This window comes from Fictibacillus sp. b24, from assembly GCF_030348825.1.
Lineage (GTDB): Bacteria > Bacillota > Bacilli > Bacillales > Fictibacillaceae > Fictibacillus.
Window position 1 is genome coordinate 2,622,246 of sequence record NZ_JAUCES010000005.1, and the last position, 22,601, is coordinate 2,644,846.

Annotated in this window: 26 protein-coding genes; 9 read left to right on the forward strand and 17 right to left on the reverse strand. The window is 39.6% G+C overall.

Going from position 1 to position 22,601, the window contains the following annotated elements; genetic code table 11:
* Nucleotides 1-43: 43 nt before the first annotated feature.
* The 5 genes from QUF49_RS13560 to QUF49_RS13580 form a co-directional block, all read right to left on the reverse strand.
* Complete coding sequence (locus QUF49_RS13560) at nucleotides 44-2,134, reverse strand: amylo-alpha-1,6-glucosidase (protein ID WP_289496155.1); 2,091 nt, start codon at nucleotides 2,132-2,134, stop codon at nucleotides 44-46.
* 83 nt (nucleotides 2,135-2,217) lie between these two features.
* Entirely contained in the window at nucleotides 2,218-3,234 is a 1,017-nt protein-coding gene (locus QUF49_RS13565) for a LacI family DNA-binding transcriptional regulator (protein WP_289496156.1), read from the reverse strand.
* Nucleotides 3,235-3,386: 152 nt separating this feature from the next.
* Entirely contained in the window at nucleotides 3,387-3,512 is a 126-nt protein-coding gene (locus QUF49_RS13570) for a hypothetical protein (protein WP_289496157.1), read from the reverse strand.
* The gene (locus tag QUF49_RS13575; RefSeq protein ID WP_289496158.1) at nucleotides 3,505-5,283 is read right to left on the reverse strand and encodes an HYR domain-containing protein; all 1,779 of its coding nucleotides are present in this window, start codon (nucleotides 5,281-5,283) and stop codon (nucleotides 3,505-3,507) included. Before QUF49_RS13575 ends, QUF49_RS13570 begins: the two co-directional genes overlap by 8 nt.
* Nucleotides 5,284-5,440: 157 nt before the next feature.
* The gene (locus tag QUF49_RS13580; protein ID WP_289496161.1) at nucleotides 5,441-5,779 is read right to left on the reverse strand and encodes a LapA family protein; all 339 of its coding nucleotides are present in this window, start codon (nucleotides 5,777-5,779) and stop codon (nucleotides 5,441-5,443) included.
* Between the two features lie 126 nt (nucleotides 5,780-5,905).
* On the opposite strand from QUF49_RS13580, the gene QUF49_RS13585 reads away from it, so the two are divergent.
* Nucleotides 5,906-6,586, forward strand: coding sequence for a haloacid dehalogenase type II (locus tag QUF49_RS13585; protein ID WP_425590468.1), 681 nt, complete (start codon nucleotides 5,906-5,908; stop codon nucleotides 6,584-6,586).
* Nucleotides 6,587-6,595: 9 nt separating this feature from the next.
* Here QUF49_RS13585 and QUF49_RS13590 read toward each other — a convergent pair whose 3' ends face one another.
* The 3 genes from QUF49_RS13590 to QUF49_RS13600 are packed head-to-tail and all read right to left on the reverse strand — an operon-like array spanning nucleotide 6,596 to nucleotide 7,995.
* Nucleotides 6,596-6,781, reverse strand: a complete 186-nt coding sequence (locus QUF49_RS13590) for a hypothetical protein (protein ID WP_289496162.1) — start codon at nucleotides 6,779-6,781, stop codon at nucleotides 6,596-6,598.
* 29 nt (nucleotides 6,782-6,810) lie between these two features.
* Complete coding sequence (locus QUF49_RS13595) at nucleotides 6,811-7,374, reverse strand: hypothetical protein (protein ID WP_289496163.1); 564 nt, start codon at nucleotides 7,372-7,374, stop codon at nucleotides 6,811-6,813.
* A 9-nt stretch (nucleotides 7,375-7,383) separates the two neighbouring features.
* Nucleotides 7,384-7,995 (reverse strand): GyrI-like domain-containing protein, encoded by a 612-nt coding sequence (locus QUF49_RS13600; RefSeq protein ID WP_289496164.1) that lies wholly within the window; start codon nucleotides 7,993-7,995, stop codon nucleotides 7,384-7,386.
* Nucleotides 7,996-8,083: 88 nt separating this feature from the next.
* On the opposite strand from QUF49_RS13600, the gene QUF49_RS13605 reads away from it, so the two are divergent.
* The gene (locus tag QUF49_RS13605) at nucleotides 8,084-8,506 is read left to right on the forward strand and encodes a hypothetical protein (RefSeq protein WP_289496165.1); all 423 of its coding nucleotides are present in this window, start codon (nucleotides 8,084-8,086) and stop codon (nucleotides 8,504-8,506) included.
* Nucleotides 8,507-9,072: 566 nt separating this feature from the next.
* Here the strand turns inward: QUF49_RS13605 and QUF49_RS13610 are convergent.
* Entirely contained in the window at nucleotides 9,073-9,993 is a 921-nt protein-coding gene (locus QUF49_RS13610) for a CobW family GTP-binding protein (protein ID WP_289496166.1), read from the reverse strand.
* 63 nt (nucleotides 9,994-10,056) lie between these two features.
* Nucleotides 10,057-10,632, reverse strand: coding sequence for a thioredoxin family protein (locus tag QUF49_RS13615; RefSeq protein ID WP_289496167.1), 576 nt, complete (start codon nucleotides 10,630-10,632; stop codon nucleotides 10,057-10,059).
* A gap of 418 nt (nucleotides 10,633-11,050) precedes the next feature.
* Here QUF49_RS13615 and QUF49_RS13620 point away from each other — a divergent pair, with 418 nt between their 5' ends.
* Nucleotides 11,051-11,563 (forward strand): cupin domain-containing protein, encoded by a 513-nt coding sequence (locus QUF49_RS13620; protein WP_353958307.1) that lies wholly within the window; start codon nucleotides 11,051-11,053, stop codon nucleotides 11,561-11,563.
* Nucleotides 11,564-11,606: 43 nt separating this feature from the next.
* On the opposite strand, the gene QUF49_RS13625 is transcribed toward QUF49_RS13620, so the two are convergent.
* The 4 genes from QUF49_RS13625 to QUF49_RS13640 form a co-directional block, all read right to left on the reverse strand.
* Nucleotides 11,607-12,719, reverse strand: a complete 1,113-nt coding sequence (locus QUF49_RS13625; protein WP_289496168.1) for an MBL fold metallo-hydrolase — start codon at nucleotides 12,717-12,719, stop codon at nucleotides 11,607-11,609.
* Between the two features lie 189 nt (nucleotides 12,720-12,908).
* Nucleotides 12,909-13,079 carry a hypothetical protein gene (locus QUF49_RS13630; RefSeq protein WP_289496169.1) on the reverse strand — a complete coding sequence of 57 codons (171 nt, stop codon included), beginning with the start codon at nucleotides 13,077-13,079 and terminating at the stop codon, nucleotides 12,909-12,911.
* 40 nt (nucleotides 13,080-13,119) lie between these two features.
* Nucleotides 13,120-14,121 (reverse strand): S8 family peptidase, encoded by a 1,002-nt coding sequence (locus tag QUF49_RS13635; RefSeq protein WP_289496171.1) that lies wholly within the window; start codon nucleotides 14,119-14,121, stop codon nucleotides 13,120-13,122.
* Nucleotides 14,122-14,486: 365 nt separating this feature from the next.
* Nucleotides 14,487-15,647, reverse strand: coding sequence for a S8 family peptidase (locus QUF49_RS13640; RefSeq protein WP_289496172.1), 1,161 nt, complete (start codon nucleotides 15,645-15,647; stop codon nucleotides 14,487-14,489).
* Between the two features lie 306 nt (nucleotides 15,648-15,953).
* Between QUF49_RS13640 and QUF49_RS13645 the strand changes: the two genes are divergently transcribed.
* Nucleotides 15,954-16,448 carry a peroxiredoxin family protein gene (locus QUF49_RS13645; protein ID WP_289496173.1) on the forward strand — a complete coding sequence of 165 codons (495 nt, stop codon included), beginning with the start codon at nucleotides 15,954-15,956 and terminating at the stop codon, nucleotides 16,446-16,448.
* A gap of 107 nt (nucleotides 16,449-16,555) precedes the next feature.
* Here the strand turns inward: QUF49_RS13645 and QUF49_RS13650 are convergent, their stop codons facing one another.
* A complete protein-coding gene (locus tag QUF49_RS13650) occupies nucleotides 16,556-17,005 on the reverse strand; it encodes a PaaI family thioesterase (protein WP_289496174.1) in 450 nt (149 codons plus the stop codon).
* A gap of 144 nt (nucleotides 17,006-17,149) precedes the next feature.
* On the opposite strand from QUF49_RS13650, the gene QUF49_RS13655 reads away from it, so the two are divergent.
* A complete protein-coding gene (locus QUF49_RS13655; RefSeq protein WP_289496175.1) occupies nucleotides 17,150-17,581 on the forward strand; it encodes a DUF4395 domain-containing protein in 432 nt (143 codons plus the stop codon).
* 54 nt (nucleotides 17,582-17,635) lie between these two features.
* Here QUF49_RS13655 and QUF49_RS13660 read toward each other — a convergent pair whose 3' ends face one another.
* Together QUF49_RS13660 and QUF49_RS13665 are read right to left on the reverse strand one after the other, a co-directional pair.
* Nucleotides 17,636-18,505 (reverse strand): STAS domain-containing protein, encoded by an 870-nt coding sequence (locus tag QUF49_RS13660; protein WP_289496176.1) that lies wholly within the window; start codon nucleotides 18,503-18,505, stop codon nucleotides 17,636-17,638.
* Between the two features lie 124 nt (nucleotides 18,506-18,629).
* The gene (locus QUF49_RS13665) at nucleotides 18,630-19,394 is read right to left on the reverse strand and encodes a class I SAM-dependent methyltransferase (protein WP_289496177.1); all 765 of its coding nucleotides are present in this window, start codon (nucleotides 19,392-19,394) and stop codon (nucleotides 18,630-18,632) included.
* A gap of 261 nt (nucleotides 19,395-19,655) precedes the next feature.
* On the opposite strand from QUF49_RS13665, the gene QUF49_RS13670 reads away from it, so the two are divergent.
* The 4 genes from QUF49_RS13670 to QUF49_RS13685 all read left to right on the forward strand — a co-directional run bounded on the left by QUF49_RS13670 (nucleotide 19,656) and on the right by QUF49_RS13685 (nucleotide 22,557).
* Nucleotides 19,656-20,099, forward strand: coding sequence for a universal stress protein (locus QUF49_RS13670; RefSeq protein ID WP_289496178.1), 444 nt, complete (start codon nucleotides 19,656-19,658; stop codon nucleotides 20,097-20,099).
* 39 nt (nucleotides 20,100-20,138) lie between these two features.
* On the forward strand, nucleotides 20,139-20,651 hold the full coding sequence (locus tag QUF49_RS13675; protein WP_289496179.1) for a DoxX family membrane protein: 513 nt from the start codon (nucleotides 20,139-20,141) through the stop codon (nucleotides 20,649-20,651).
* Nucleotides 20,652-20,801: 150 nt separating this feature from the next.
* The gene (locus QUF49_RS13680) at nucleotides 20,802-21,530 is read left to right on the forward strand and encodes an ABC transporter ATP-binding protein (RefSeq protein ID WP_289496180.1); all 729 of its coding nucleotides are present in this window, start codon (nucleotides 20,802-20,804) and stop codon (nucleotides 21,528-21,530) included.
* Nucleotides 21,520-22,557, forward strand: coding sequence for an ABC transporter permease (locus QUF49_RS13685; protein WP_289496181.1), 1,038 nt, complete (start codon nucleotides 21,520-21,522; stop codon nucleotides 22,555-22,557). Before QUF49_RS13680 ends, QUF49_RS13685 begins: the two co-directional genes overlap by 11 nt.
* The last annotated feature ends 44 nt before the right edge of the window (nucleotides 22,558-22,601 follow it).

Here is a 22,601-nt window from a genome sequence, read left to right on the forward strand (position 1 = left end):
TTTTTTAGCTCCCTTCTTCAACGAATGTGAATGAGGCTCTCCATTATTGAACAACTTCATATCCCGTTGTATTTTCCAAAATGGTTACCAGTGTTTTCAACCCATCTCTCTTAACTTCCACTGAAAGATAACCTTCACCGATCTTGATTCGCTCTACTTTAAGGACATTCATGTTATCTAGCAGCTGAGGAGAGAGTTGAATCACTTTGTTTAAACTATCAGGAAACAATCCGAGAATCGTTTGAACAAATACGAGCGGAGTTCCTGCAGCCCAAGCTTGTGGCGAACACGCTACGGGATATTTTACAGCTCGTCCGATCGTAGAATCGTATCCACAGAAAAGCTCTGGCAGTCTGTCATATTCGAAATGACTTGCCGCTTCAATCAACCCCTTGATTACTGTGTTGGCTTCATGCTGGTGATCAAGCTTACTCATCCCAAGCAGAATCATACTGTTATCATGCGGCCAGATGCTTCCATCGTGATAACTCATCGGATTGTATCCTGCTTCTCCTTCTGCCATCGTACGAATTCCATATCCTGAGAAGAAGGCTGGACCCACAAGCTTTTCTATAACTTTTTCCGCTCTATCTTCTTCAAGCATCTCAGCAAACAGGACATGGCCAGGATTAGTCGTTAACGTACCGACTTGCTTTTTATCTTTATCTAACGCAATGGCATGGAACTGTTGATCCTCCATCCAAAATTGCTCGTCATACAATTTCTTCAATATCTCAGCTTGTTCACGAAGTTTGTTAGCTTCCTCTCTTTTTCCTTCTGCTTCAAAAATCGCCGCTACACCAAGCTTTGCCTGATAGACGTAGCCTTGAACTTCTGAAAGTGCGATTGGTGTTTCAGCATAATCACCGTTTCGGTGTACGATCGAATCACCTGAGTCCTTCCAGCCTTGGTTGGCGATTCCTTTTCTCGATTCTTGGTGATACTCCACAAATCCATCACCATCACGGTCTCCATACTCGTCGATCCAGTTCAGTGCAGCTTCTATATTTGGCAACAGCTGTTCTGCAAGTGTTAAGTCACCTGTCCACTTTGTGTATTCAGATAAAAGAACCAAGAATAGCGGTGTTGCATCAATGGTTCCGTAATAAGGAGTAAACGGAATCTGGTTGGTCGCCGCGAGTTCACCGTAACGAATTTCATGCATGATTTTCCCTGGCTGTTCATCACGCCAAGGATCTACTTTTGTACCTTGCTGTGATGCCATCGTTAACAATGTCCCTTTTGCAATCTCAGGATTAAAAGCAAGCATTTGAAGCGCTGCAATCAAGCTGTCTCTGCCAAACGGAACGCCAAACCAAGGCAGACCTGCAACAGGGAATGAGCCATGACCGATATCTGTTAAAAGAACACGAAGATCCATGATTCCACGGTCGATCAAGCGTTGAAGCGGCTTGTAATCCGTCTCCACTCTTGTAGTTTCTGCTTCCCACTTTTCGTATGAAGCATGCAAGTTTTGAAGCGCTTTTTCTGGATTGATTACGACGCCAGATTCTCCGTTGATTTCAGGAGAAACAGAGAATGTTACAGACTGTGCTTCCCCATGATCCAAATGGAACTGAAAAGCAATGTCTCCTTCTTTCTTTACCGATTCAGCTTCACGATCCCATTGAATCTTTGTTGCACGTTTAACATCATCTGAACCTTTATAAAAATAATCTAAAGATTTGTTGGTTACTTCTTCCCCAGTTCGATTTCCAACTTCACCTGATTGGAAGCCTCGTACGATAAACATATCTGTAAAGTCAGCGTCAACATGAACACTTATTTCAAAATCAACTGGTTTTGGGTAATAGTTTTTCACCTGAAGGGTTTCATACAAAACGCCGTCATAAATTAAGCGCTTTCTTTCAATTTCGACTGATTCCCTCCATAAAACCAGTTCACCGTCTTCTTCCATATGAGGATTCGTAAGCAAAATCTTTGCCATATAGTTTTCATCTGCAGAAGAAGATAAAAGAATAGGGTCCTGACCATTGATCTTGACATCGAACTTGCTTAAAAAACGAGTGTCTTTCGTATATAAACCCAATCCATAGTCATTTTCTTTTGGGATATTGCCTTTATCGTCTGTTAAGAAAAATAAATCGTTCTCTTTAATCACGCGGTAATTCATCGTTTGTTTCCCCCTGCTCTCTCCATTTTTTCAAGTATAATGATTTTCCAAAACGTTTTCGGTAAAGACTTAATGAAAAACCACTAACTGTGGTTTTCTGTAGTTGATTCTCTTTTTATAAAATCCGTATGAAGCACTTTATTTTTTTCCGCTAGGTTTCCTTCCAGCATATTTGTTAAAAGGATAGTTGCTTCAACACCTAACTGATAACGATCTTGTGCGACTGTTGATAGTGAGGGTGTACAGTAAGCAGATAGGATGATGTTATCAAACCCAACGATGGATAGATCATCGGGAAGGGTTTTCCCCATCTTTTTCGCTGCACGTATAGCTCCCATCGCCATTAAATCACTTGCACAAAATAGCGCTGTGATTTCAGGATGTTCTTGGAGAAGATCTGCCGTTACTTGTTCTGCTGTTTCTTCTAAGAAAGCACCGTCCACTACATAATTTCCGTTGAAGACCAAGCCGTTTTTTTCTAGCGCCTTTTGGTATCCCTCTAATCGTTCCTGACTGACAAAAGCCTGGCTATGTCCGTTGACCATCCCTATGTTGCGGTGTCCGAGTTTTGTCAGATGCTCTACTGCGGTTTGAGCCCCCATTTTATTATCAGTTGTCACGTACCCTACCGATTCACTTTCCATCGGAATATCAATTAAGATACATGGGATATCACTTTTTAATACTTCGTCTAAGTACGGATCATCTGTTTTGATTCCTTGCAGGATAACACCTTCCACTTTTCTTTCTTTGCAAAGCTGGTTGTATGTTTTTTCCTGCTGTTTTTTTGAATCGGTACTGATTAAAACGAGCTCATATCCAAGATCTCCCGCACAATCATTAACACCGCACAGCACTTCAAAGGTAAAGTTATCTTTGCTACCTTCAATACGAAGCCCTGACACAAGAAGTCCAATGGTTTTTGTCTTTTTCATCACAAGGCTTCGCGCCAATAGATTTGGACTGTAGCTCAGCTCTTGTGCAATCTGCTTAATCCGTTCTCTAGTTTTTTCATTTACATCCGAGTAGCCGTTCAACGCTCTAGAAACCGTTGTAACCGATACACCTGCTTTTTTTGCGACATCTCTAATCGTTGCCATATAAAATCCTCCAAAACGTTTCGGATATGATTAGTTGTTATCTTAACGTGTTTTGAACACGCTTTCAAGTACAATTTAACTATTTCAGAAAAAGGTTTTCACAATTAGTCAATAAAAGAAAAAAACCTGATGAACACCAGTCAATGGTTTCTTCAGGGTATTTTTAATTTTACCTCCAACACTAAACTTTCCGAGAGCAGGCGGTGAGCACATCCGTACGTTTCACTCTTAAGTGTCTCACCTGCCAGCCTGTCCCGCAGTAATGGTTTGTTAGTCATTCTCTTCAGTTTTTATCCGAATCTGTTGGTTTTGAAGTAATTTCAGCCTTAGATCTAAAATCATTTTGGACGATAGTATGAACCTTTGTTCTACTACCGTTACTGTAAACGAACAAGTAGCTGAATTTCCTGCAGCGTCAGTTGCTGTACAAGTTACGGTTGTTGTTCCGAATGGGAATAAGGAGCCTGGAGGTGGAGAACAAACTGCTGCAGTCCCTGGACAATTATCGGAAACGAGAGGATTAGGATAATTTACAATTGCTCCACCAATATCTGGGTCACCAATTACTGTGATGTCAGGTGAACAGACAATAATCGGCGGTTCAGTATCATTAACTGTTACTGTAAACGTGCAGGTGGCTGTATTTCCAGAAGCATCGGTCGCTGTACAAGTAACCGGAGTTGTTCCAACAGGGAAAAAAGATCCAGATACAGGTTTACATGAACTTGTGACACCAGGGCAATTATCGGAAACGGTTGGATCTGGATAATTCACGATGGCACCACATTCCCCAATAGTATTGGGTACCGTGAAATCTGCAGGACAGTTGATTGTCGGCGGCTCGGTATCATTCACTGTTACAGTAAACGTGCAGGTGGCTTTATTTCCAGAAGCATCGGTCGCTGTACAAGTAACTGGAGTTGTTCCAACAGGAAAAAAAGATCCAGATACAGGTATACATGAACTTGTGACACCAGGGCAATTATCGGAAACGGTTGGATCTGGATAATTTACGATGGCACCACATTCCCCAATAGTATTGGGTACCGTGAAATCTGCAGGACAGATGATTGTCGGCGGCTCGGTATCAATGACTGTTATATTAAATGTGCACTGAGCGATATTTCCAGAGGCATCGGTCGCTGTACAGGTTACCAGGGTTGTACCCACTGGGAAGAATGATCCAGATGAAGGTGTACAAGAACTCATCACACCTGGACAGTTATCAAAAACTGCTGGACCAATATAGTTAACAACAGCACCGCAATCACCTGGATCATTCATTACAGTTATGTCATCAGGACACGTAATTGTTGGTGGTTCGGTATCTATCACTGTTACTGTAAAACTACATTGTCCAACAAAAATACCAGTGGCATCGGTCGCTGTACAAGTTACAGTTGACGTTCCCACAGAAAAGAATGTTCCAGATGGAGGACTGCAGGTTGCCGTTAAATCTGGACAGCCGACTGTTGGATCTGGATATTCAACTACAGCACCACATTGACCAGGAGCATTGGATACTGTGATATCTGGTGGACAGATAATAGGTTGCTCAGCGGTCTCCAGATTGATTGCATCAAGACCCATATAAGAGTCAAAAGCAGCTCGTCCAACATTCGTTACACGAGCTTCTAAAGTATACGTTCCTGAAGTTACAAATGTATAAGTCCAGTTGTTCCAGCCCGTATCCCCTGTTGAGTTAACAGAAGCAAAGTAAGGGGTAGCCACTAAAGTAGCTCCTGATAAGATTCGTACTTCTGCAAAATCATTAAACTGAGTCGGCGGCACTTCAGGCGACTGAAAAAAAGCCCATCCTGAAATTTGATCACCCGCACATGCAAAAAATGTTTGCGAAACACTTGTGAAATTACCAGAGCCGTCAGTTTTAAGTACGGCAAAGAAATTACCTTGAACTGGAGAGAAAGTAACAACCGGAGCGAATGGGGTAGTAAATGAATTAACAACAGTTGCTGACCCTCCTGTAGGCACATTAACAGTCCAGCCTGTGAAGTTCCCTGTTTCAAAGCTAGGGTTAATAATAGGCATTGTTACACCTCCTTTGTTTTAGAGCTTAAGGGATTATTAGACCCTGTTTCATAATATGAAATGTTTGGACTAGCTGCCTGTGCCTTTGGAGCAGGTTATTTGCTTATCTTTTTCAATAAAAAACGCTCCCTTTTTAGGAGCGCTTCTTTACTCATATTTACCTGTCTTCTGCTCGTTCATGAGGAATTTCTTGTGCGGGTTCTCCTTTTTCTTCTTCTACAATCTCTCTTTTTTGATCAGCATTCCAAGTTTCTTTTTCATTATGAATCTGATGAAGCTTTTTCACTTGTCTCTGCAGCTGTATGACCTTTATTAAACCGAAAAGTCCTACAGAGAGACCACCAATTACGGCTGAACCAAGAATGACAAGCACTAGAGGCCAGTTAGCCGTTCCAAACAGATAGTTGATCTCAACATCACCAACATTAATAACCGCAAATGTTGCAATAATCAGTGCAAAAATAAAACCAAATAACAGATACAATTGCATTTTCATTATTATCACCTCATTGTTATCTATTCCCGTAATTACAGGAAATTCACTTGAATGAAAGAATTTTTTTATTGAACGATTTGAGCGATCGCGATTTCGGGTATCCTTCTTTATAAGGTGGTGCTTCATTTGACGATTAAAGCGTATGTTTACGATGCGTATGGAACACTTTTTGATGTGCATTCCGTTACTGAAAAAGCAGAATCTCTTTTCAAAAGTTACGGAAAAGAGATCAGTGAAGAATGGCGTAAAAAACAGGTGGAGTATTTTATGCTGCACCAACTCACTCAGCGTTATATCCCCTTTTCCGAAATAACGCGCAACGCTCTTTTATATACTTTAAAAAAATTATCACTTACTTGCAAAGAAGATGCCCTGAATCAGTTAATGGGGGCTTATTTAGAACTTAAAACATACGATGAAGTTCATGAAACACTGGAAAAACTTTATCAGAGAGAAGTTAAGCAAATCGTATTCTCAAACGGAACGAACGACATGCTTAAACCATTGGTAAAGAACCGTAAACTAGATAGATTTTTAGATGTATTGTCTGTTGATGATGTTAAACATTACAAACCCGCTCCTGCTGCATACAGTTATGCTCACGAAATGCTTGGTGTAAACCGTGATGAAATTCTATTTATGAGCTCTAACTTTTGGGACATAACAGGTGCAGCATCATATGGTTTTAAAACGGCTTGGATTAATCGCGCAAAACTGCCGATGGATTTACTTTGTATAAAACCTGACTTTGAATTTAGCAATCTATCCGAACTTTTAAAGCATGAAACAAAGCGGCCTTCTAGATGAAGACCGCTCTTATTTATTCTCTGTTTTATTATTAGAGGTAATGAAATAATCTGGTATGATTAGCGTGCCTATAAAGAACAAACTACCTCCAAAAATTCGGATATACCTTTCATAATCTGTTTCTATGGTTAATGACCCAATCATAATTAGTGCTCCAAGTATAACTAATGTAATGCCCAGGTAACGATTTCGCACGATTAACACTCCCAGAATGTTTTTACTTACTAATTAAAGAGTTTCGTAATAAATGACTTCTTCTCTTCCAACTCTCTTTCTTGTTCTTCTGAGGTTGGAACCTGCTCCGCTTCAATTCCTTGTATCAAAGGTTCTGCAATTGTTTCAGAAAACTGAATGTGAGGGACTACCCATCCGATATCTTCTTTTTTCACCCTTACCCAAACATCTTTTTGGCACTCTGCACACGTTTTTAAGCCCGTATAGTGTAATTTATAGACATAGTCGTTGCGGCTTATCTTCCATTGAAACATCTCCATATTTTCAAAAGAGTAGACAGGCTGTTCGTTCTTATTCGTCTCAGATACTACATCAACGTATTTAACCTTTTCTGAGTCTGATAACAAACGATATTTCATAGGTTCATTATTTTGTAATTCTGCCTCTCCCCATTCACTAGCCGTTATTTGGGCTTCTATATTTGAATCAGATCCCACAAATAGTAAAAAAAGTGAACTTATTATAAATCCTACAAAAATGGCGATTAATAAAAATGAAAAAACCCTATTTTCCTCTTTTACTTCAAGTTTAAACTTCACTTTGTCTTTGCTCATGATAAGCTCCTAATTATGAATTCCTACACTCACAACCGTTTTCCACGTTGCTGGTTTATGGCACATCATTGCAGGTGTTAAATAGATTTCTCTGTAACTTTTATCTAGTTTATAACCCTCTTGTTCTGCAAAACCAAAAATTTCTTTTAACGTTTCGTTAGTGTCACGATAATGGCCAATATGCAGCTTTTGCACACATAGTACCGACTCCGATTTTATAAGTTCCATTCGAGGCAGTTCACTTTTCAAGTTTTTCGCTACATGAAGTTTTGCTTCCTCAAACATCTCTTCTGTAATACAATCCGGTACTTGCATCATTTGTACTGCAAGTGATCTCTCATCATTTTTTTCGTGCCAAAGAATTTCATGTGGCATTAGCGTAAATTTATAATCCAAAGTGTTTTTTGTTATGTTTTTTAGCTGGTTCACAACTTTCCAAACCAACCAAGCTTCATCAATAGGCTCAGGCCGACCTGCCCAATCCATACGATAAGCTGTATTCATCTCTTGTGTAATATAACTCATTGCTGGTATTTTACGAACAGAAACAGGACCAGGTTTCATTCTATAAATATCAGAATGAATTTTACGGTGATCATGAGTTATTATTTTTGTTTTCACATAAACACCTCTTCTTCTAAAATTGGAAAATTATGATAATATTAGGTTAACATAAATTATTTAACTTGGGTCACTAGGAGGGATTTTTTTGAAGAAAAAGCTGTTTTATGGATGCGGTTTGTTTGTCCTTTCCTTTCTTGCGATATTTTTAATGCTTCATTCCTATGTGAAGATCACCACTCCGAATGAACATGAAGAATGGATTCAAAAAAAAGGCTGGAATACCGCTTTTTATATACCGAAAAAAGAAAAATTCACAGTACCTGAATATACAGAGGCCCTTCAAACCTACAGTCTTGCCAGCGTACACTTTAATGGTTATAAAGATAAGAAAATTACACAATACCGATACCGGTTAAAGGAAAGTTGTAATAATGAGTATATAGAAGCTGTTATTCTATCTGCTGAAGGGAAAATGTTTGAAAGTTATATAGATGTGTCTGAAAGCAAACCAGGAATAACTGAAATGGTGGATAAAGACTTGTATATGGATGAGGTTTGTTTATATTAAAGAATTCTGTGTCAACAAGGTGTTGCTACCGATGTACCTTTTGAGAACCTTCTTAGAAATTAGGCACAAAGCTTCCATTCCAAGCAACTTGGCGGCGATGATCTTCTTAACAAATTCCATCTCTTAGAAAAATAAAAACAAAATATAAAAAGACACTTGATAAAAACTATTCTCAAGTGTCTTAACAGTCCAGAAATCGCTCGTAAATCTCTGGAATCGCTCGTAAAACTCTAGAATCGCTCATAAACCTCTGAAATCGCTCGTAAATCTCTGGAATCGCTCGTAAAACTCTAGAATCGCTCATAAACCTCTGAAATCGCTCGTAAATCTCTGGAATCGCTCGTGAATCTCTGGAATCGCTCATAAATCTTTAGAATCGCTCATAAACCTCTGAAATCGCTCGTAAATCTCTGGAACCGCTCATAAAACTCTGAAATCCCTCATAAACCTCTGAAATCGCTCGTAAATCTCTGGAATCGCTCATAAACCTCTGAAATCGCTCGTAAATCTCTGGAACCGCTCATAATCTCTGGAACCGCTCATAATCTCCAGAAATTCTTATAATCTTACTTACTCATTCTCTCAACTTCCTGCAATCCTTCTGTTAATTTCTCCACGTCTAAATCTTCACCGATAAAAACGAGTCTAAGCGGCATCTTCATTAGTTCTTTTTCGTATGATGGCAATCCGTAGGAATATTGAAAGAGATAGATTTGCTGGTCCTCGTTTTTGATATAGCCTTTTATACGATAAATGGAAGACGGTGCCTCGCGCAGCCAGTTTTCAAAAACACCTTTCTTAACAAACCCTTGAAACGAATAAATCCACGTTTTAACCTTTAATTTTTCAGCTGTTACGGGGTGATGCTCTGACCGTTTTTTTACCGTTAGTGAAAAAAGTTGTGACAATTCCACTTTGGCATAGTCTGTTAACATGTATGGCGTACCTTCGTTCAATCGTTTTGCATCGCTTTCCAGCTGCCTCTTTTGTGTCTCTGACAAACTAACTGTTTTGTTCCAAATAATAAAATCCGCATGTTTTATTTGTTCTAGCATTAGCATTTTCGCTTGAACATTCATCTTGTCTCGATCTAACCATCTCGGTGCATCCATTATAGAAATAATACATGATACATGTAAGTCATCTAACAAATACGGTGACAAACAAGCATCAAGAACATCAATCGGATGAGCCGCACCAGTTGCTTCAATGATCAATGTATCTAGCTCGTTTTCTTTACATAGTGACCAAAGCTGTTTTTCCAGCTGATCCGATAAAGAACAACAGATGCATCCATTTAACAATTCTTTTAAAGGCACATCGCCCGGAACCGCATCGGAATCAATCGACACCGTACCAAGTTCATTCATCAATACAGCGGTTCTATGATTGTGCTCTTTTTCATATTCCAGCAGCTGCTTTAGCAACGTTGTTTTTCCACTGCCTAGGAAACCGGCTAGTATAATTACATTTGTTTTCTTTTTCATCGTACACCTCAAGCTCAATAGGAATTATCTGTTTTATTTTATCACAAAGCAAAAAACAGCCCATTACAGGCTGTTTACGTTTAACTTAACTAAAAGTTTCTTTATAATATCCAAACTTACCTCTTCCCAAAGAGCATGGTCAGTGGTAAATAAGCTGGAGATTTTCTCTGCAAAATGCTTAAATGCTTTTTCGTATCGCGGATCATCTTTGGATGGTATTTTTCTCTTTCGTTCTTCAACAATCTGTTGGAGTTTTGGTGCACGCGGTCCCCATTTCACAATCTCTTTTCCATTTTCATCGATAAATATGATGATTGGAATTGATTTCGCTTTGCCTGTTAAGTACCGATCCATTAGTTCAGGATGCTGGTCGCGCAAGATAAAACGAACATCAATAAGGGCTTCATCAGCCATGCGCATAAAAACAGGGAGATTCAGCATCGCATCACCACACCAGTCTTCGGTAATCACAATGGCTCGCAGCCGGCTTTTTTGCATACCTTGCAACGCATCTTTCATGGGATCTGGGAGTACGAATGAGTTGTAGATTGTAAGCAGGTTTTCCTTGTGTGTTTTCATAGAGTTTATATATGCATAGCGAGTCATGCCTTTATCGAACCATGTATTGAGGTCTGTCATCCTGTGTTCCTCCCTGTTTATCATGTATTCTTATTTTAACCAAACAAGGGGGAGTTGTGGCAATGAAAACGTCTTAAATTTATTTTTTTGGTTCTTTTAACCTGCTCTAAGTTTTTTCTGGAGTTGGGAAACAGCGAATAAAAGCAGGTATCTCTCATTCGGCGTTAACCGGAGCCAGTCCTTCGCTTTGTACTTCATACTGATTTCCACCTTTCGCTAACATTTTAACTATGTATTCTCTTATTACCTCTTTTCACACAAAAGAAAACTTTTTTGAACACATAAGTTTTCGTCATTTATTGAGCTATTTCGCAGTTTTGCTTTTATTTTCTTTTCTCTTTGTTAATTATTCAGGAAATTGACAGGTTTCTTTTCATATAAATAAGGGAAATGTTACGAAAAACGGGGGAGGAGTCTTATGGATATGAAAATGCTTAGCGAAGATGTGAAAACACTATTTTTTACAGACAATGGCAAGATCCCGAATCATCCTTCATGGCCTGTTTTGTTGTATGTCGGTCAACTAAAAGAACCACAGGATGCTTTGCATGTATTTGAAAAGAACGGCTGGACCAACGGCTGGAAAAATGGTGTGTATGATTATCACCATTATCATAGCAATACACATGAAGTTCTTGGCGTGATGAGCGGTGAGGCTGTGCTGCAGCTTGGCGGTGAAGATGGGGTTTCGGTCACAGTTTCTAAGGGTGATGTTATCGTTCTCCCTGCCGGAACGGGACACAAATTAATCGGTTCAAGCACTGATTTTAAAGTAGCAGGCGCTTATCCTGACGGAATGAATCATGACTTAAAAAAAGGTGAGCCTGATGATCGACCGAAAGTGTTAGATGATATCATGCTCGTTCCCCTCCCTGATACAGATCCTCTTTTCGGAAGTGACGGTCCTTTGTTGGATTTATGGAAAAGTTAATGGAGAAACAGCGAAGAGCGACCTACGTAAGGTCACTCTTTTTTTACATGTTCTTATAATTTTGTTCTCTCCACCACTTCTGTTTTGGAAAATTTTCAGAATGGACGGCTACTGTCTCTCCGATCATTGGTGTAAATACCTCTACACCTTGTTTATCTGCGGCTTTTAAAGCTCGTTCAACTGGATCGACCCAATCATGCAGTGATAAGGAAAAAGCACCCCAATGAATCGGAAGCATTGTCTTACCTCTCACATCAATGTGTGCCTGCACAGTTTCTTCAGGCATCATGTGGATCGCAGCCCACTTTTCATGATATTGACCGCATTCCATTAACGTCAGATCAAATGGACCGTATTTTTCTCCGATCTCTCTAAAGTGTGGGCCATATCCGCTGTCACCGCTAAAGTAGATTTTTGAATCTTTTCCTTTTAAAACCCACGAACACCAAAGTGTAGAATTTCGGTCTGTTAGGCTTCTTCCTGAAAAGTGTCTGGCAGGCGTACAAACGAGACCGATTCCCGCCATTTCTACCTCATCCCACCAGTTGCACTCTTTGATTTGTTCTCTTTCAACACCCCATCTTTTTAGATGTCCGGCAACCCCAAGAGGTACTACAAACTGTTTCACTTTGTGTTTTAGTTTTTTTATCGATCCGTAATCTAGATGATCATAATGATCATGCGAAAACACAACAAGATCGATTTCTGGCAAATCCTCAACGCGAAAAGGCAATTCTTTGCTGTAGCGTTTGTTTCCAAACCACGGTACGGGTGATGGTGCCTTGCCAAACATCGGATCTAAAAGAACACGCTTTCCATCGATTTCTATTAAAAAAGCAGAATGACCGAACCACGTAACATTAGTGGCTTTGGTATTGTTCTTTGCAGGATATTGAAACGGTTTGACTGGAATGGCTTGTTTGGGCTGTCTATTTGGATTTCCTTTTAGAAATTCTTTTAGCACTGGCAGCATAGAACGGAAATCTGTCGCCATTTCAGTTGGAATTTGATTAATGAATGAGCCGTTATGATAATGATCGAATGTATTGTAATGTTGTATTTTTTTCTTTGACGGCTTTTGTCCAAACGCGGGATGTAAACTGATAAATAAAATGACTGCTAGTATTACAGCAATTAAGATACTTAGAACGAGCACATTTATGTTCCTCTCTTATGTAACATGGTGTAAATATACTACTCCTTCTGTTTGCTTGTTCGCAACTTTTTAGGTTGAGATCTCTTTAATTGTGACTTTGGATTGCGCCTGTTAAACCGACAGTAAAAAAACTGATCTGTTCAGACAATCTCTCGTCCAAACAGATCAGCTTTCATTCTTCTTATTCATTTAAGCACTTTCCTTTACCTTTTTCTTTGCTGTTTTCTTACGCTTTCGCTTCTTTTTCTTTTCTAGCTCTGCTTTTTTTGCTTGGTTTTTCGCACGCCTTCTCATCTCTTCATAAATCCTGACACACAGGGTAGCGAAGCTGATCAGAAGGGCAATAATTTTATACGCCATCCCCCAACACGCCCTTTCTTCCTAAGAAACGGGGCTAAATTTATGATTCAGGCTCTTCAGCTGCAGCCGTTTCAATAGGAGTTCTCATTACTCGTAATGTCTCCTTATCACACACTGCTTTTTCTTGTGCATTCAGAACTAGCAATCCGTTACCTTCTGCTTTTTTCGTCAATCCGATGCTTAACGTATTTTTCACTAATTGTGCGTACACCTCTGCTTCACAAAGCTCACGGCCAAACAATTTCTCCTCGCGTTCAATAAGCAATGCCGCTGCACCTGAAACGTGCGGAGTTGCCATTGATGTTCCAGACAGCTTGGCGTACTTATTTCCAGGGTATGTTGAAACCACATCAACTCCTGGGGCCACGAGATCAATTTCATCATTTGTGTTTGAAAATGGAGCAAGTTTCATTTTTGAATCAACCGCACCAACTTGTACCACTTCTTTATACGCTCCAGGATAAGCATGCTCGTTCGTATCTTCTTTGTCGTCACCCTCATTTCCAGCCGCACAGACGACAAGTACATCATTTAGTACCGCTTGTTGAACCGCCTCGTGAAGTTCAGGTACATCAGTTGGGCCACCTAGCGACATGGAGATGACACGCACTCGTTCACCGTTCTCTCCCCGCCAATTTACGGAATAATCAATAGCATCAATGATACCTTGATACGTTCCTCCTCCATCCTTACCAAGAACCCGGCAGATCAAGAGCTTCACATCTGGCGCAACGCCTGCTACTCCAGCATTATTTAGAGTGGCAGCGATCGTACCTGCAACATGCGTTCCGTGATAATGCGCATCACGATAATCATCTTCATCTCCGTCTACAAAATTGCGGCCTCCAGCAATGCGGTTCGCTAACTCAGGGTGGCTTGTGTCACATCCCGTATCGAGTACAGCGACAACTACACTTTGGCCTTTTTCTCCTTCACGCCAAAAAGCTGGTGCGTTAATCATCTCGACTCCGTATGGAATTTCCTCTTTTGATTCTTCAATTACTTCTTCCAGTACAAAGGGAATTAAACAAATTTCACTCATGATTCTTACCTCCTTTTAGTTAAAAGAATAGGGTTCATCATTTTGAGCTTAGTGTGGATTTTCGTGTGGCTATATGAAAAATGAACCTCCTTTCTTATCGCTTGAGTTTCATAAGAAATAAAGATTCTAGATGGGGGTTATAATACTATTCTACCAAACTGTTAAAAGTTGCCACAAGTCCTGACTTTAAATATGAGCTTTTATGTCTACATCGACATTTTACGCAGTACGAACATATGTCCTTATTCTTACCTTTCGTCATAATTCGACGCTTTTTTCTAGTCTTTTAACACTAGTTAATAAAGAAACTCCCAAGACTGGACATATGCCCATCCTTGAGAGTTGTTTTGTTTGGAATTTATAGATTAATAACGTACAGCGTCTGCTGCATTTACGCGGCCTTTAGAGTAGTAGGAACCTGTTCCAGGCACATAATCAGCTGTGTTTTCAATTGCAGCACGGATGTTTGCTCCGCTTCGGCCTTGTGAAGCTAGTAATCCTGCAATTCCTGCTACGAGAGGACAAGCCATAGATGTTCCAGACATGTAAGCATATCCGCCGTTACGTACAGTTGAAGCAATGTCTACACCAGGAGCGGCAACATCCACCCATGATCCATAGTTCGAGAAGGAAGCTCTGTTATCATTACGGTCAGTCGCAGCTACAGCGATAGCGTTCGAGTAGTATGCAGGGTAGCTTGGTGCAGATGTATTTTCGTTACCTGCAGCTACTACTACTACTGCACCATTAGATACGGCATAGTTTACAGCGTTTTGCAGTGCCGTAGATCCGCTTGGTCCCCCAAGGCTAAGTGAAACTACTTTTGCACCGTTATCTACAGCATGGTAGATTCCATTTGCAATGTTGCTCAAAGATCCACTTCCGTTTTGGTCAAGAACTCGAACAGCGTAAATCGATACGTTTGGTGCCATACCTGCAATACCTGATGAGTTGTTCGTTTGTGCTGCAGCGATACCTGCTGCGTGTGTTCCATGGTCATGACGGTCCATCGGATCCCAATCACGGTCCACGTAGTCATATCCTTTAATTACTTTTCCTGCTAAGTCTGGATGGTTATAATCAACCCCCGTATCTAAAATAGCAATTTTTGTAGAAGATGATCCGCGTGTGATATCCCAAGCCGACTGTGCGCTTACTTTTTGCGGAGCGTATTGTACGCCGTTATTGAAATAATAATCGTTTGGCGTCCAAGAAGCATGGTATGTATAGTTCGGTTCTGCATACTCTACATCTCCGTTAGCTTCATATTCAGCGATTGCAGCATCCACATCTCCATCTTTTACTTTGATAACATGAAACTTAGGAGTTTTTTCTTTCACTTCGTCATTCGATTTCACTGCGAATGACTTTGCTTTTGATTCTGAAACGTTATCTTTAAATTTTACGATAATTTCTTGGGGTGCTACGTTCGCCTTTACCTCTGTACTTTTTGCTGCTGCAGCTGGTGATGCAAGAGAGACTACTAATGGTAAAACCGCTGCCATAGTGGCAATCTTCTTAATCATTTGCTTCACTCCTCTAATTTAGTGTCGAACTACAATTTCTAATATAGAGAGGAATTAACAGAAAATAAAGAAAAATTTTACTATTCTAGCAAAAACAAATAGATACTACTAATTTTTAAAAGTTTTAACTTAAAATAGGGAAAAAGTCATGAATGGACTTTCATTTTTATTGAATCTTTCTTCATCTGGACCCAGACCTGTCCTATTACGAACAGTGATTTTTTAGCAGTCAAAAAGGGAACGTGTTTAAAATTCACAACAAGAGGTATACCTAATGAAGAAACCTATTATTGGAGGGATGTTCAAATGTTAAAAACAGGCGACACAGCACCAGACTTCACACTTAAATCAGAAACTGGCGAGTCTTTCTCTTTCCACAATCACTTAGATAACGATGATCGCTTTCACTTGCTTGTCTTTTTTAGAGGCGAATGGTGTCCTGTCTGTAATGATCAGTTAAAAGAGTTTGAACAAAACATTGACACCTTTAACGAATTAAACACTCATATACTGGCCATCTCTACAGATGAAGAACAAAATCTTACCAAAATGAAGGAGAAACATTCACTTTCATTCCCAGTGTTTAGTGATCCAGAGCGCACAGCTGGGGAACCATATGGTGTTCAATATCACAACGGGAAGCTGTATGATGATCATGGGGAGCACGGTGAACCCGCACTATTTTTAGTGGATGATCAGAAACGAGTGGTCTATTTCGATATTCAAACTGGACCATTTGGCAGACCCACTGCAGAAGATTTAAGAAAAACGATTAAGTACATTAAGAAAACGCTGAGATAAAACGAAGAACGGAGCAACGGCTGAAATTAGCCGTGCTCCGTTTTTTTATATGATTATCCCCATTTTTTATGTGATGTGATCTAATTTTTATGTGAATATCTCCGCTGCTATTCATCACCGCCTACAAAATAGTCATTTTTACGATACGATAAGGCACTTACATGAGCAACCAACTCTTTTTCGTTCTCCACTCTCACCTCATACCAGGAAGTACGGTGGTTACGCTTAATTTCCGAAGCGATCGCCGTAATTTTTTCTCCTTTTTGACAAGCAGCTAAATATCCAACATTCACAGAAAGCCCGACAGAGGTTTTTCCATATGAATTGCATGCTACTGCAAAAACGAAGTCAGCAATAGCGAATAACGCTGCTCCATGTGCTGTCCCGTGTGCATTCAGCATGTTCTCCGTAATGGTCATTTCGGCGACCGCTGTTCCAGGTCCAATCTCCGTTAATTCAATACCAAGCCACTGAGCAAATGTGTCACTCTTCAGCTTTTCCTGAATCTCCTCTGCATATTGAAAGTGAACATCTGTATCTTCTCGTTTTGTCTTCATGTTTAATCACCTCGCTATAAAACATTCTTTTTTAGCAGATTAATCCCTTCCCCTCTCATAAATTTACAATGCTTAACACTTCACTTTTCATGAGAATACAATTACAATATAATAACTAAACCTATAAGAAAGGTCGGATTTAAAATGTCACAAAACGTATCTTCAATTCCTAGACCTTTAGTTCGTACAAATCAATGGTTCATCTTTTTATCAATCGCAGCCACATGGATCTCTGGTCAAGCTTGGATTTTATTACTCCCTCTTATTGCTGGACTTCTGGGTATGTTTTTTGATTACAACCCTGTTATGAAGTTTGCGAAACGATTCTTACAAAAGAATCCTTCAGCTTATATACCTGAAGATAAAGAACAGCAGAACTTTAACCAACTGATAGCTATCACACTGCTTGCTCTCGGGTTTGTTGGGTACACGTTAAATTGGAACGCGCTTGCTTTAACAGCTACAATAATGGTTGCAACTGCTTCTTTCGTCGCCATATTAGGCTTTTGTGTTGGCTGTTTCATCCGCTTCAGATGGCAGCAATACCGTTACCATAAAGCACACAATCAAAATTAACCACAAAAAAGAACCATTTGCGTACAATTTGCGAATGGTTCTTTCACTTTTAATCTATAATGATATCTTTTCGATAATAATTCTATTGCTTTTCAACGCTTGTTTGAGAGTGCTTTGCGTTGGAATTTGGCTAAAATCTATCCCTAGCTGTACACTCGTCTGAGCAACTTCAGGACGAATCCCGCTGATGATGGACTGCACACCGATTAACTTCAGTGTGTTTACCAGTTGGAAAATTTCGTTAGCGACCATCGTATCAATCATAACGACGCCTGATAAATCAATAAAGAGCTGCGTTATATTGGTGTCCGTACATTGCTGAAGCGTCGATTCCATAATCCACTTTGCTCGATGTGTATCAATTTCTCCAACGAGTGGCAAGATTCCGACAAAGTCAGATAAAGGAATAACAGGTGAACTCAGCTGATAGATCATATCTTGTTGAGCCTCAATACGCCTTGAAGTAAAAAAATTGTATTCTTCAGCAAATCTCTCAATAACGGTATCAAAGGTGGAATGCAGCAAACTGCTCCATGTTAAAATTTCCGTTTGACTTACTTCGGTTAAGGGATTCTCGATAAATTCTCTAATTTTATTCCAGAAAATGTTTCTGAATCTCTTAAACTGCTGTATCGTCTCATGAATGGGAGTATTTGATCCCGCTCGATCCTCAGCCACTCTTTTTGCCCATGCATCAATATCTTCTAGAAGTTCATTTTTTTCATTAAATATGGATGCAATCATTTTAATAAAGAACTGGTTTTGTTCACGAAGTCTTTTTTCAACCTCAGCACCCATTCTTTTTGAATAAATTCCATGGCCGCCTACATCTCTAGAAGCAAGCCAGGAATCTGTCAAATTAGTAGAATGCTGGATAATAAATTCATAAAGAGCTATGCTTCGATCTTGCGTTAAATTAGCCATTTCTTCTCCCCTATTTTTTAGAATGATATGTGCGTATGAACATATTTCAACTATACTGGACATACCGTATTTACACAATATAAAACAAGACCATTTGCATAAATACAAATGACCTTATCTTTAACTACTTTTTAGCTTCAAACACAAAGCTTTGTCTTGCGTGAGCAGGCTTCTTTCCGAATTCAAAGTCAGCGCTCACAGTTACTTCTTTAAAACCCACACTTTCCATAATGAGCTTTAATTCTTCAATGCCATACCAGCGAATGGCGAAGCGTTGAAGTTCTGTTTGAATCAAATCTCCTTCGCGCCATTTTTCATATTTCAGATACGACACTTTGTATTGTTCTAAGAAGTTCACCTCTACTAGCTTATCTTCCATCGTGATGATGTCTCCATCTGGACAATTTACCGTTAACGTTCGGAGCACCTTGCCTGCTTCAAAGTTATCTGTTGGTAAAAAGATATCTAAAATCAGCTTTCCGCCTTCTTCTAAATGGTTAAAAATTTGCTTTAGCGCCTGCTTGGACTCTTCTCTTTTTTCAATCAATAAAAAAGAACCGCCTGGTATGATAATATTTTTATATTTTTGTGGCAGGTCCAGATTTTGCAGATCACTTTGAAAAAGATTTGCAACTAAGCCTTTTTCATCCAGCCTTTCTTGACAAGAAGCCAGCATCTCACCTGAATAGTCCATCCCATCTACGTCTAAACCAGCTTCCAAAAGCGGAATAATCACACGGCCAGATCCGACCATAGCTTCCAAAGTACGTCCGCCGTTCTCCTTCAGCCTGCCTTTGTAATATTCGATATCACCGCCAAATGACTGTCCAACCTTTTTTGTAAGATCATAAACTTCCGTGCAAAGTGGTCCATAATTTTTAAAAGACATTCAGTTATTCCCCCATTAGTTTTGTATACACGGAGGGTTTAAATATTTAACCCTTCCGCACCATTATTATTTGAACTTGCAGTTTATTGTTTTTTGACATCTTTAATCCCTCATTTCTATCAATTAAAATAATTATGATTTTTTCTGAAATATTCGTCAATATTATTTCAACATCTTGTGATAAACATCACATACATCCCCCTTTAAACACCCTATGCTTAAATCAGTTCCATAATATAAAAAGTGTAGGGAGGATTTATGATGAATACTAACATTCAAACCATCCTTGTTGCTTATGATGGATCACAAGAAAGCCAAAAAGCATTAGATTTTTCAGTGGATTTTGCAAACGAAAGAAAAGACGTTGCACTGCACCTTGTCACTGTTTACCAGCCTGTCTATACGATGGCGTACACGTATGGAAATTATCCCGTTGAACAAGCGTCCTACGAATTAAAAGAAAAAAACGAAGCGATCATTCAAAATGTTAAAACAGAAATCAGTTTAAAAACAGATCATCCGATCGTTGCAAAGGCTATTGAAGGACATCCAGGCAACGTACTTACTCACTATGCATCCTTAAACGGAATCGATTTAATCGTTATCGGCAGCCGTGGATTAAGCGGAGTAAAAGAACTGTTCTTAGGAAGTGTCAGCCATTACGTTGTTCAAAAAGCTGAATGCCCCGTGCTTGTCATTAAGTAATGATTGATTTACAGCCTAAATTAGAAGGTGGTGTGTAAGATGTTTGTTAAATTCCTTAGAGAGAAAAAGTCTGCATCAATTATCCTTACCATTTTCCGTCTATATTTAGGCTATACCTGGACTATTGCAGGCTTTGAAAAAGTAACAGGATCATTTGATGCTACTGGTTTTTTACATGGATCTGTAAGTAAAGCGACGGGTGAACACCCAGCGGTCCAATCATGGTGGGCAGATTTTCTTACACATGTAGCGATACCTAATGCAGACTTCTTCAACTTCATCGTTTCCTGGGGAGAACTTTTAGTAGGTCTTGCCCTTTTATTAGGAGTCTTCACTACCTTTTCTGCTCTGATGGGTGCAATTATGAATTTTGCTTTTCTCTTTTCAGGTACAGTTAGCACTAACCCACAAATGCTTTTACTTACGATCTTCATACTCGTTGCAGGGCGAAACGCATCTCGGTGGATCGGACTTGACCGCTGGATTTTACCTAAATTATTTAAACTCAACCACAAAAGTACGACTAACAATAACGAATACCCCTTCAATTAATCTTTACAGGTCCCCATCTTTCTGGGGATCATTTTTTAAATTAAAAAATGAGTGAGTACTCACTTGACACATTTTCGTTATCCGTCATATGCTATAAACATACAAGTGAGTGAGTACTCACTTTAAGTCTTATTATCAAGGAGGTTCTCTATGAATACGGTTATACAGGTTTCAAATGTTTCTAAGAACTTTGGATCTCACCTTGTTTTAGAAGACATTTCATTACAGGTTGAAAAGAATGAGATATATGGATTACTCGGTCCATCGGGTACCGGAAAAACAACTCTCATTAAAATGATTGCGGGAATTGAAACACCTACAAATGGCACCATTAAGGTCCTAGATACTCTCATGCCCAACCTTCATAACATGACTCATATCGGTTTCATGGCTCAATCTGATGCTCTTTATGGAGAATTAAGCGGCAAAGAAAATCTTGAATTCTTTGCTTCGATTTACGGATTAAAAGGACAGAAACAAAAAGAGCGCATCGAGCACGCCGCTTCGCTTGTCAATCTGACTGAATACTTAAAAAAACCCGTTCATCAATACTCTGGTGGTATGAAAAGACGTCTGTCGTTAGCAGCTGCTATTCTGCACGAACCACAAATTCTTATTCTGGATGAACCTACTGTCGGCATCGATCCTGTTCTTCGCCAATCCATCTGGAGTGAGCTTTACAAGTTAAGCGAAAACGGAACAACAATCCTTGTCACCACACACGTTATGGATGAAGCAGAAAAATGCGGCCAGCTCGGGATGCTTCGGGATGGAAGATTAATAGCTTCTGGCTCTCCAAGACAGCTTAAAGAACGCACATCCAGCGAAACGATTGAAGATGCCTTTCTTTATTATGGAGGTATTCGTCATGAGAATTAGAGCTCTTGTAAAACGAATTATCAGGCAATTCATTCGTGACAAGCGAACACTTGCCATGATGTTTATTGCTCCACTTCTTATTCTTACGCTCGTGAATCTCGTTTTTTCTAACAACGATTATGAACCGAAAATAGCAGTCGTCAGTGATCAGACGATGATTATCAAAAAATTAGAGACGACTGACAAGGCATTCACTGGATACAACAGCAGTAAAACAGCTATTGATGATCTTAAAGAGGAAAAATTAGATGCTTACATTGAAATTAATTCACCAACAACCAAGATCACACTTGAAGGCAGTAACCCAACAGCAAACAAAGCTTCAATGATGACCATTGAAAAAGCATTAAAGGCATTAAATACGCATATTAGCGAACAGTCCTCTATAAAACCAAAAATCAACTATCTGCACGGTTCACCTGACATGGAAACCTTTGATTACATCGGTCCATTTTTAATCGGTTTCTTTATCTTCTTTTTCGTATTCTTAATTGCTGGCGTTTCATTCTTACGAGAACGAACGACTGGAACGCTAGAAAGATTGCTGGCAACCCCTTTGCGCCGATGGGAAATGGTAGTTGGTTATGTACTAGGTTTCGGGATATTTACCGTCATTCAATCAGCGATAATCGTTGCGTTCGCAATATACGTTCTAGACATCATGATGGCTGGCTCCATTTGGTTTGTGATACTCATTACTCTGATGCTTGCAGTTACCGCCCTTTCACTTGGAACATTGCTTTCCGCTTTTGCTAAAAACGAATTGCAGATGATTCAGTTCATTCCAATTGTCGTTGTTCCGCAAGTTTTTTTCTCTGGTCTATTCAACATTGAAACAATGGCTGACTGGCTGAAGCCATTAAGCTATATCATGCCATTGACTTACGGCGGTGAAGCGATTCGCGATGTGATGATACAAGGCGGCGGCTGGGGATACATTTATGATGAAGTCCTAGTTCTGGCAGGTTTCTCACTATTATTTATGACCTTAAATGTGCTTGCTTTAAAAAAGCACCGAAAACTGTAAGGTGTTTGTCCGTCATATAAATTGTGTCTATAATAAAGTAAATG

Coding starts and splice junctions, on each gene's coding strand:
- QUF49_RS13655 (WP_289496175.1), top strand. CDS start 17,150: ATGTCACAAAACGTATCTTCAATTCCTAGACCTTTAGTTCGTACAAAT.
- QUF49_RS13630 (WP_289496169.1), bottom strand. CDS start 13,079: ATGGCGTATAAAATTATTGCCCTTCTGATCAGCTTCGCTACCCTGTGT.
- QUF49_RS13610 (WP_289496166.1), bottom strand. CDS start 9,993: ATGAAAAAGAAAACAAATGTAATTATACTAGCCGGTTTCCTAGGCAGT.
- QUF49_RS13685 (WP_289496181.1), top strand. CDS start 21,520: ATGAGAATTAGAGCTCTTGTAAAACGAATTATCAGGCAATTCATTCGT.
- QUF49_RS13570 (WP_289496157.1), bottom strand. CDS start 3,512: ATGACTAACAAACCATTACTGCGGGACAGGCTGGCAGGTGAGACACTT.
- QUF49_RS13640 (WP_289496172.1), bottom strand. CDS start 15,647: ATGATTAAGAAGATTGCCACTATGGCAGCGGTTTTACCATTAGTAGTC.
- QUF49_RS13665 (WP_289496177.1), bottom strand. CDS start 19,394: ATGTCTTTTAAAAATTATGGACCACTTTGCACGGAAGTTTATGATCTT.
- QUF49_RS13575 (WP_289496158.1), bottom strand. CDS start 5,283: ATGCCTATTATTAACCCTAGCTTTGAAACAGGGAACTTCACAGGCTGG.
- QUF49_RS13680 (WP_289496180.1), top strand. CDS start 20,802: ATGAATACGGTTATACAGGTTTCAAATGTTTCTAAGAACTTTGGATCT.
- QUF49_RS13650 (WP_289496174.1), bottom strand. CDS start 17,005: ATGAAGACAAAACGAGAAGATACAGATGTTCACTTTCAATATGCAGAG.
- QUF49_RS13580 (WP_289496161.1), bottom strand. CDS start 5,779: ATGAAAATGCAATTGTATCTGTTATTTGGTTTTATTTTTGCACTGATT.
- QUF49_RS13595 (WP_289496163.1), bottom strand. CDS start 7,374: ATGAGCAAAGACAAAGTGAAGTTTAAACTTGAAGTAAAAGAGGAAAAT.
- QUF49_RS13675 (WP_289496179.1), top strand. CDS start 20,139: ATGTTTGTTAAATTCCTTAGAGAGAAAAAGTCTGCATCAATTATCCTT.
- QUF49_RS13660 (WP_289496176.1), bottom strand. CDS start 18,505: ATGGCTAATTTAACGCAAGATCGAAGCATAGCTCTTTATGAATTTATT.
- QUF49_RS13560 (WP_289496155.1), bottom strand. CDS start 2,134: ATGAATTACCGCGTGATTAAAGAGAACGATTTATTTTTCTTAACAGAC.
- QUF49_RS13670 (WP_289496178.1), top strand. CDS start 19,656: ATGAATACTAACATTCAAACCATCCTTGTTGCTTATGATGGATCACAA.
- QUF49_RS13620 (WP_353958307.1), top strand. CDS start 11,051: ATGGATATGAAAATGCTTAGCGAAGATGTGAAAACACTATTTTTTACA.
- QUF49_RS13635 (WP_289496171.1), bottom strand. CDS start 14,121: ATGAGTGAAATTTGTTTAATTCCCTTTGTACTGGAAGAAGTAATTGAA.
- QUF49_RS13615 (WP_289496167.1), bottom strand. CDS start 10,632: ATGACAGACCTCAATACATGGTTCGATAAAGGCATGACTCGCTATGCA.
- QUF49_RS13565 (WP_289496156.1), bottom strand. CDS start 3,234: ATGGCAACGATTAGAGATGTCGCAAAAAAAGCAGGTGTATCGGTTACA.
- QUF49_RS13645 (WP_289496173.1), top strand. CDS start 15,954: ATGTTAAAAACAGGCGACACAGCACCAGACTTCACACTTAAATCAGAA.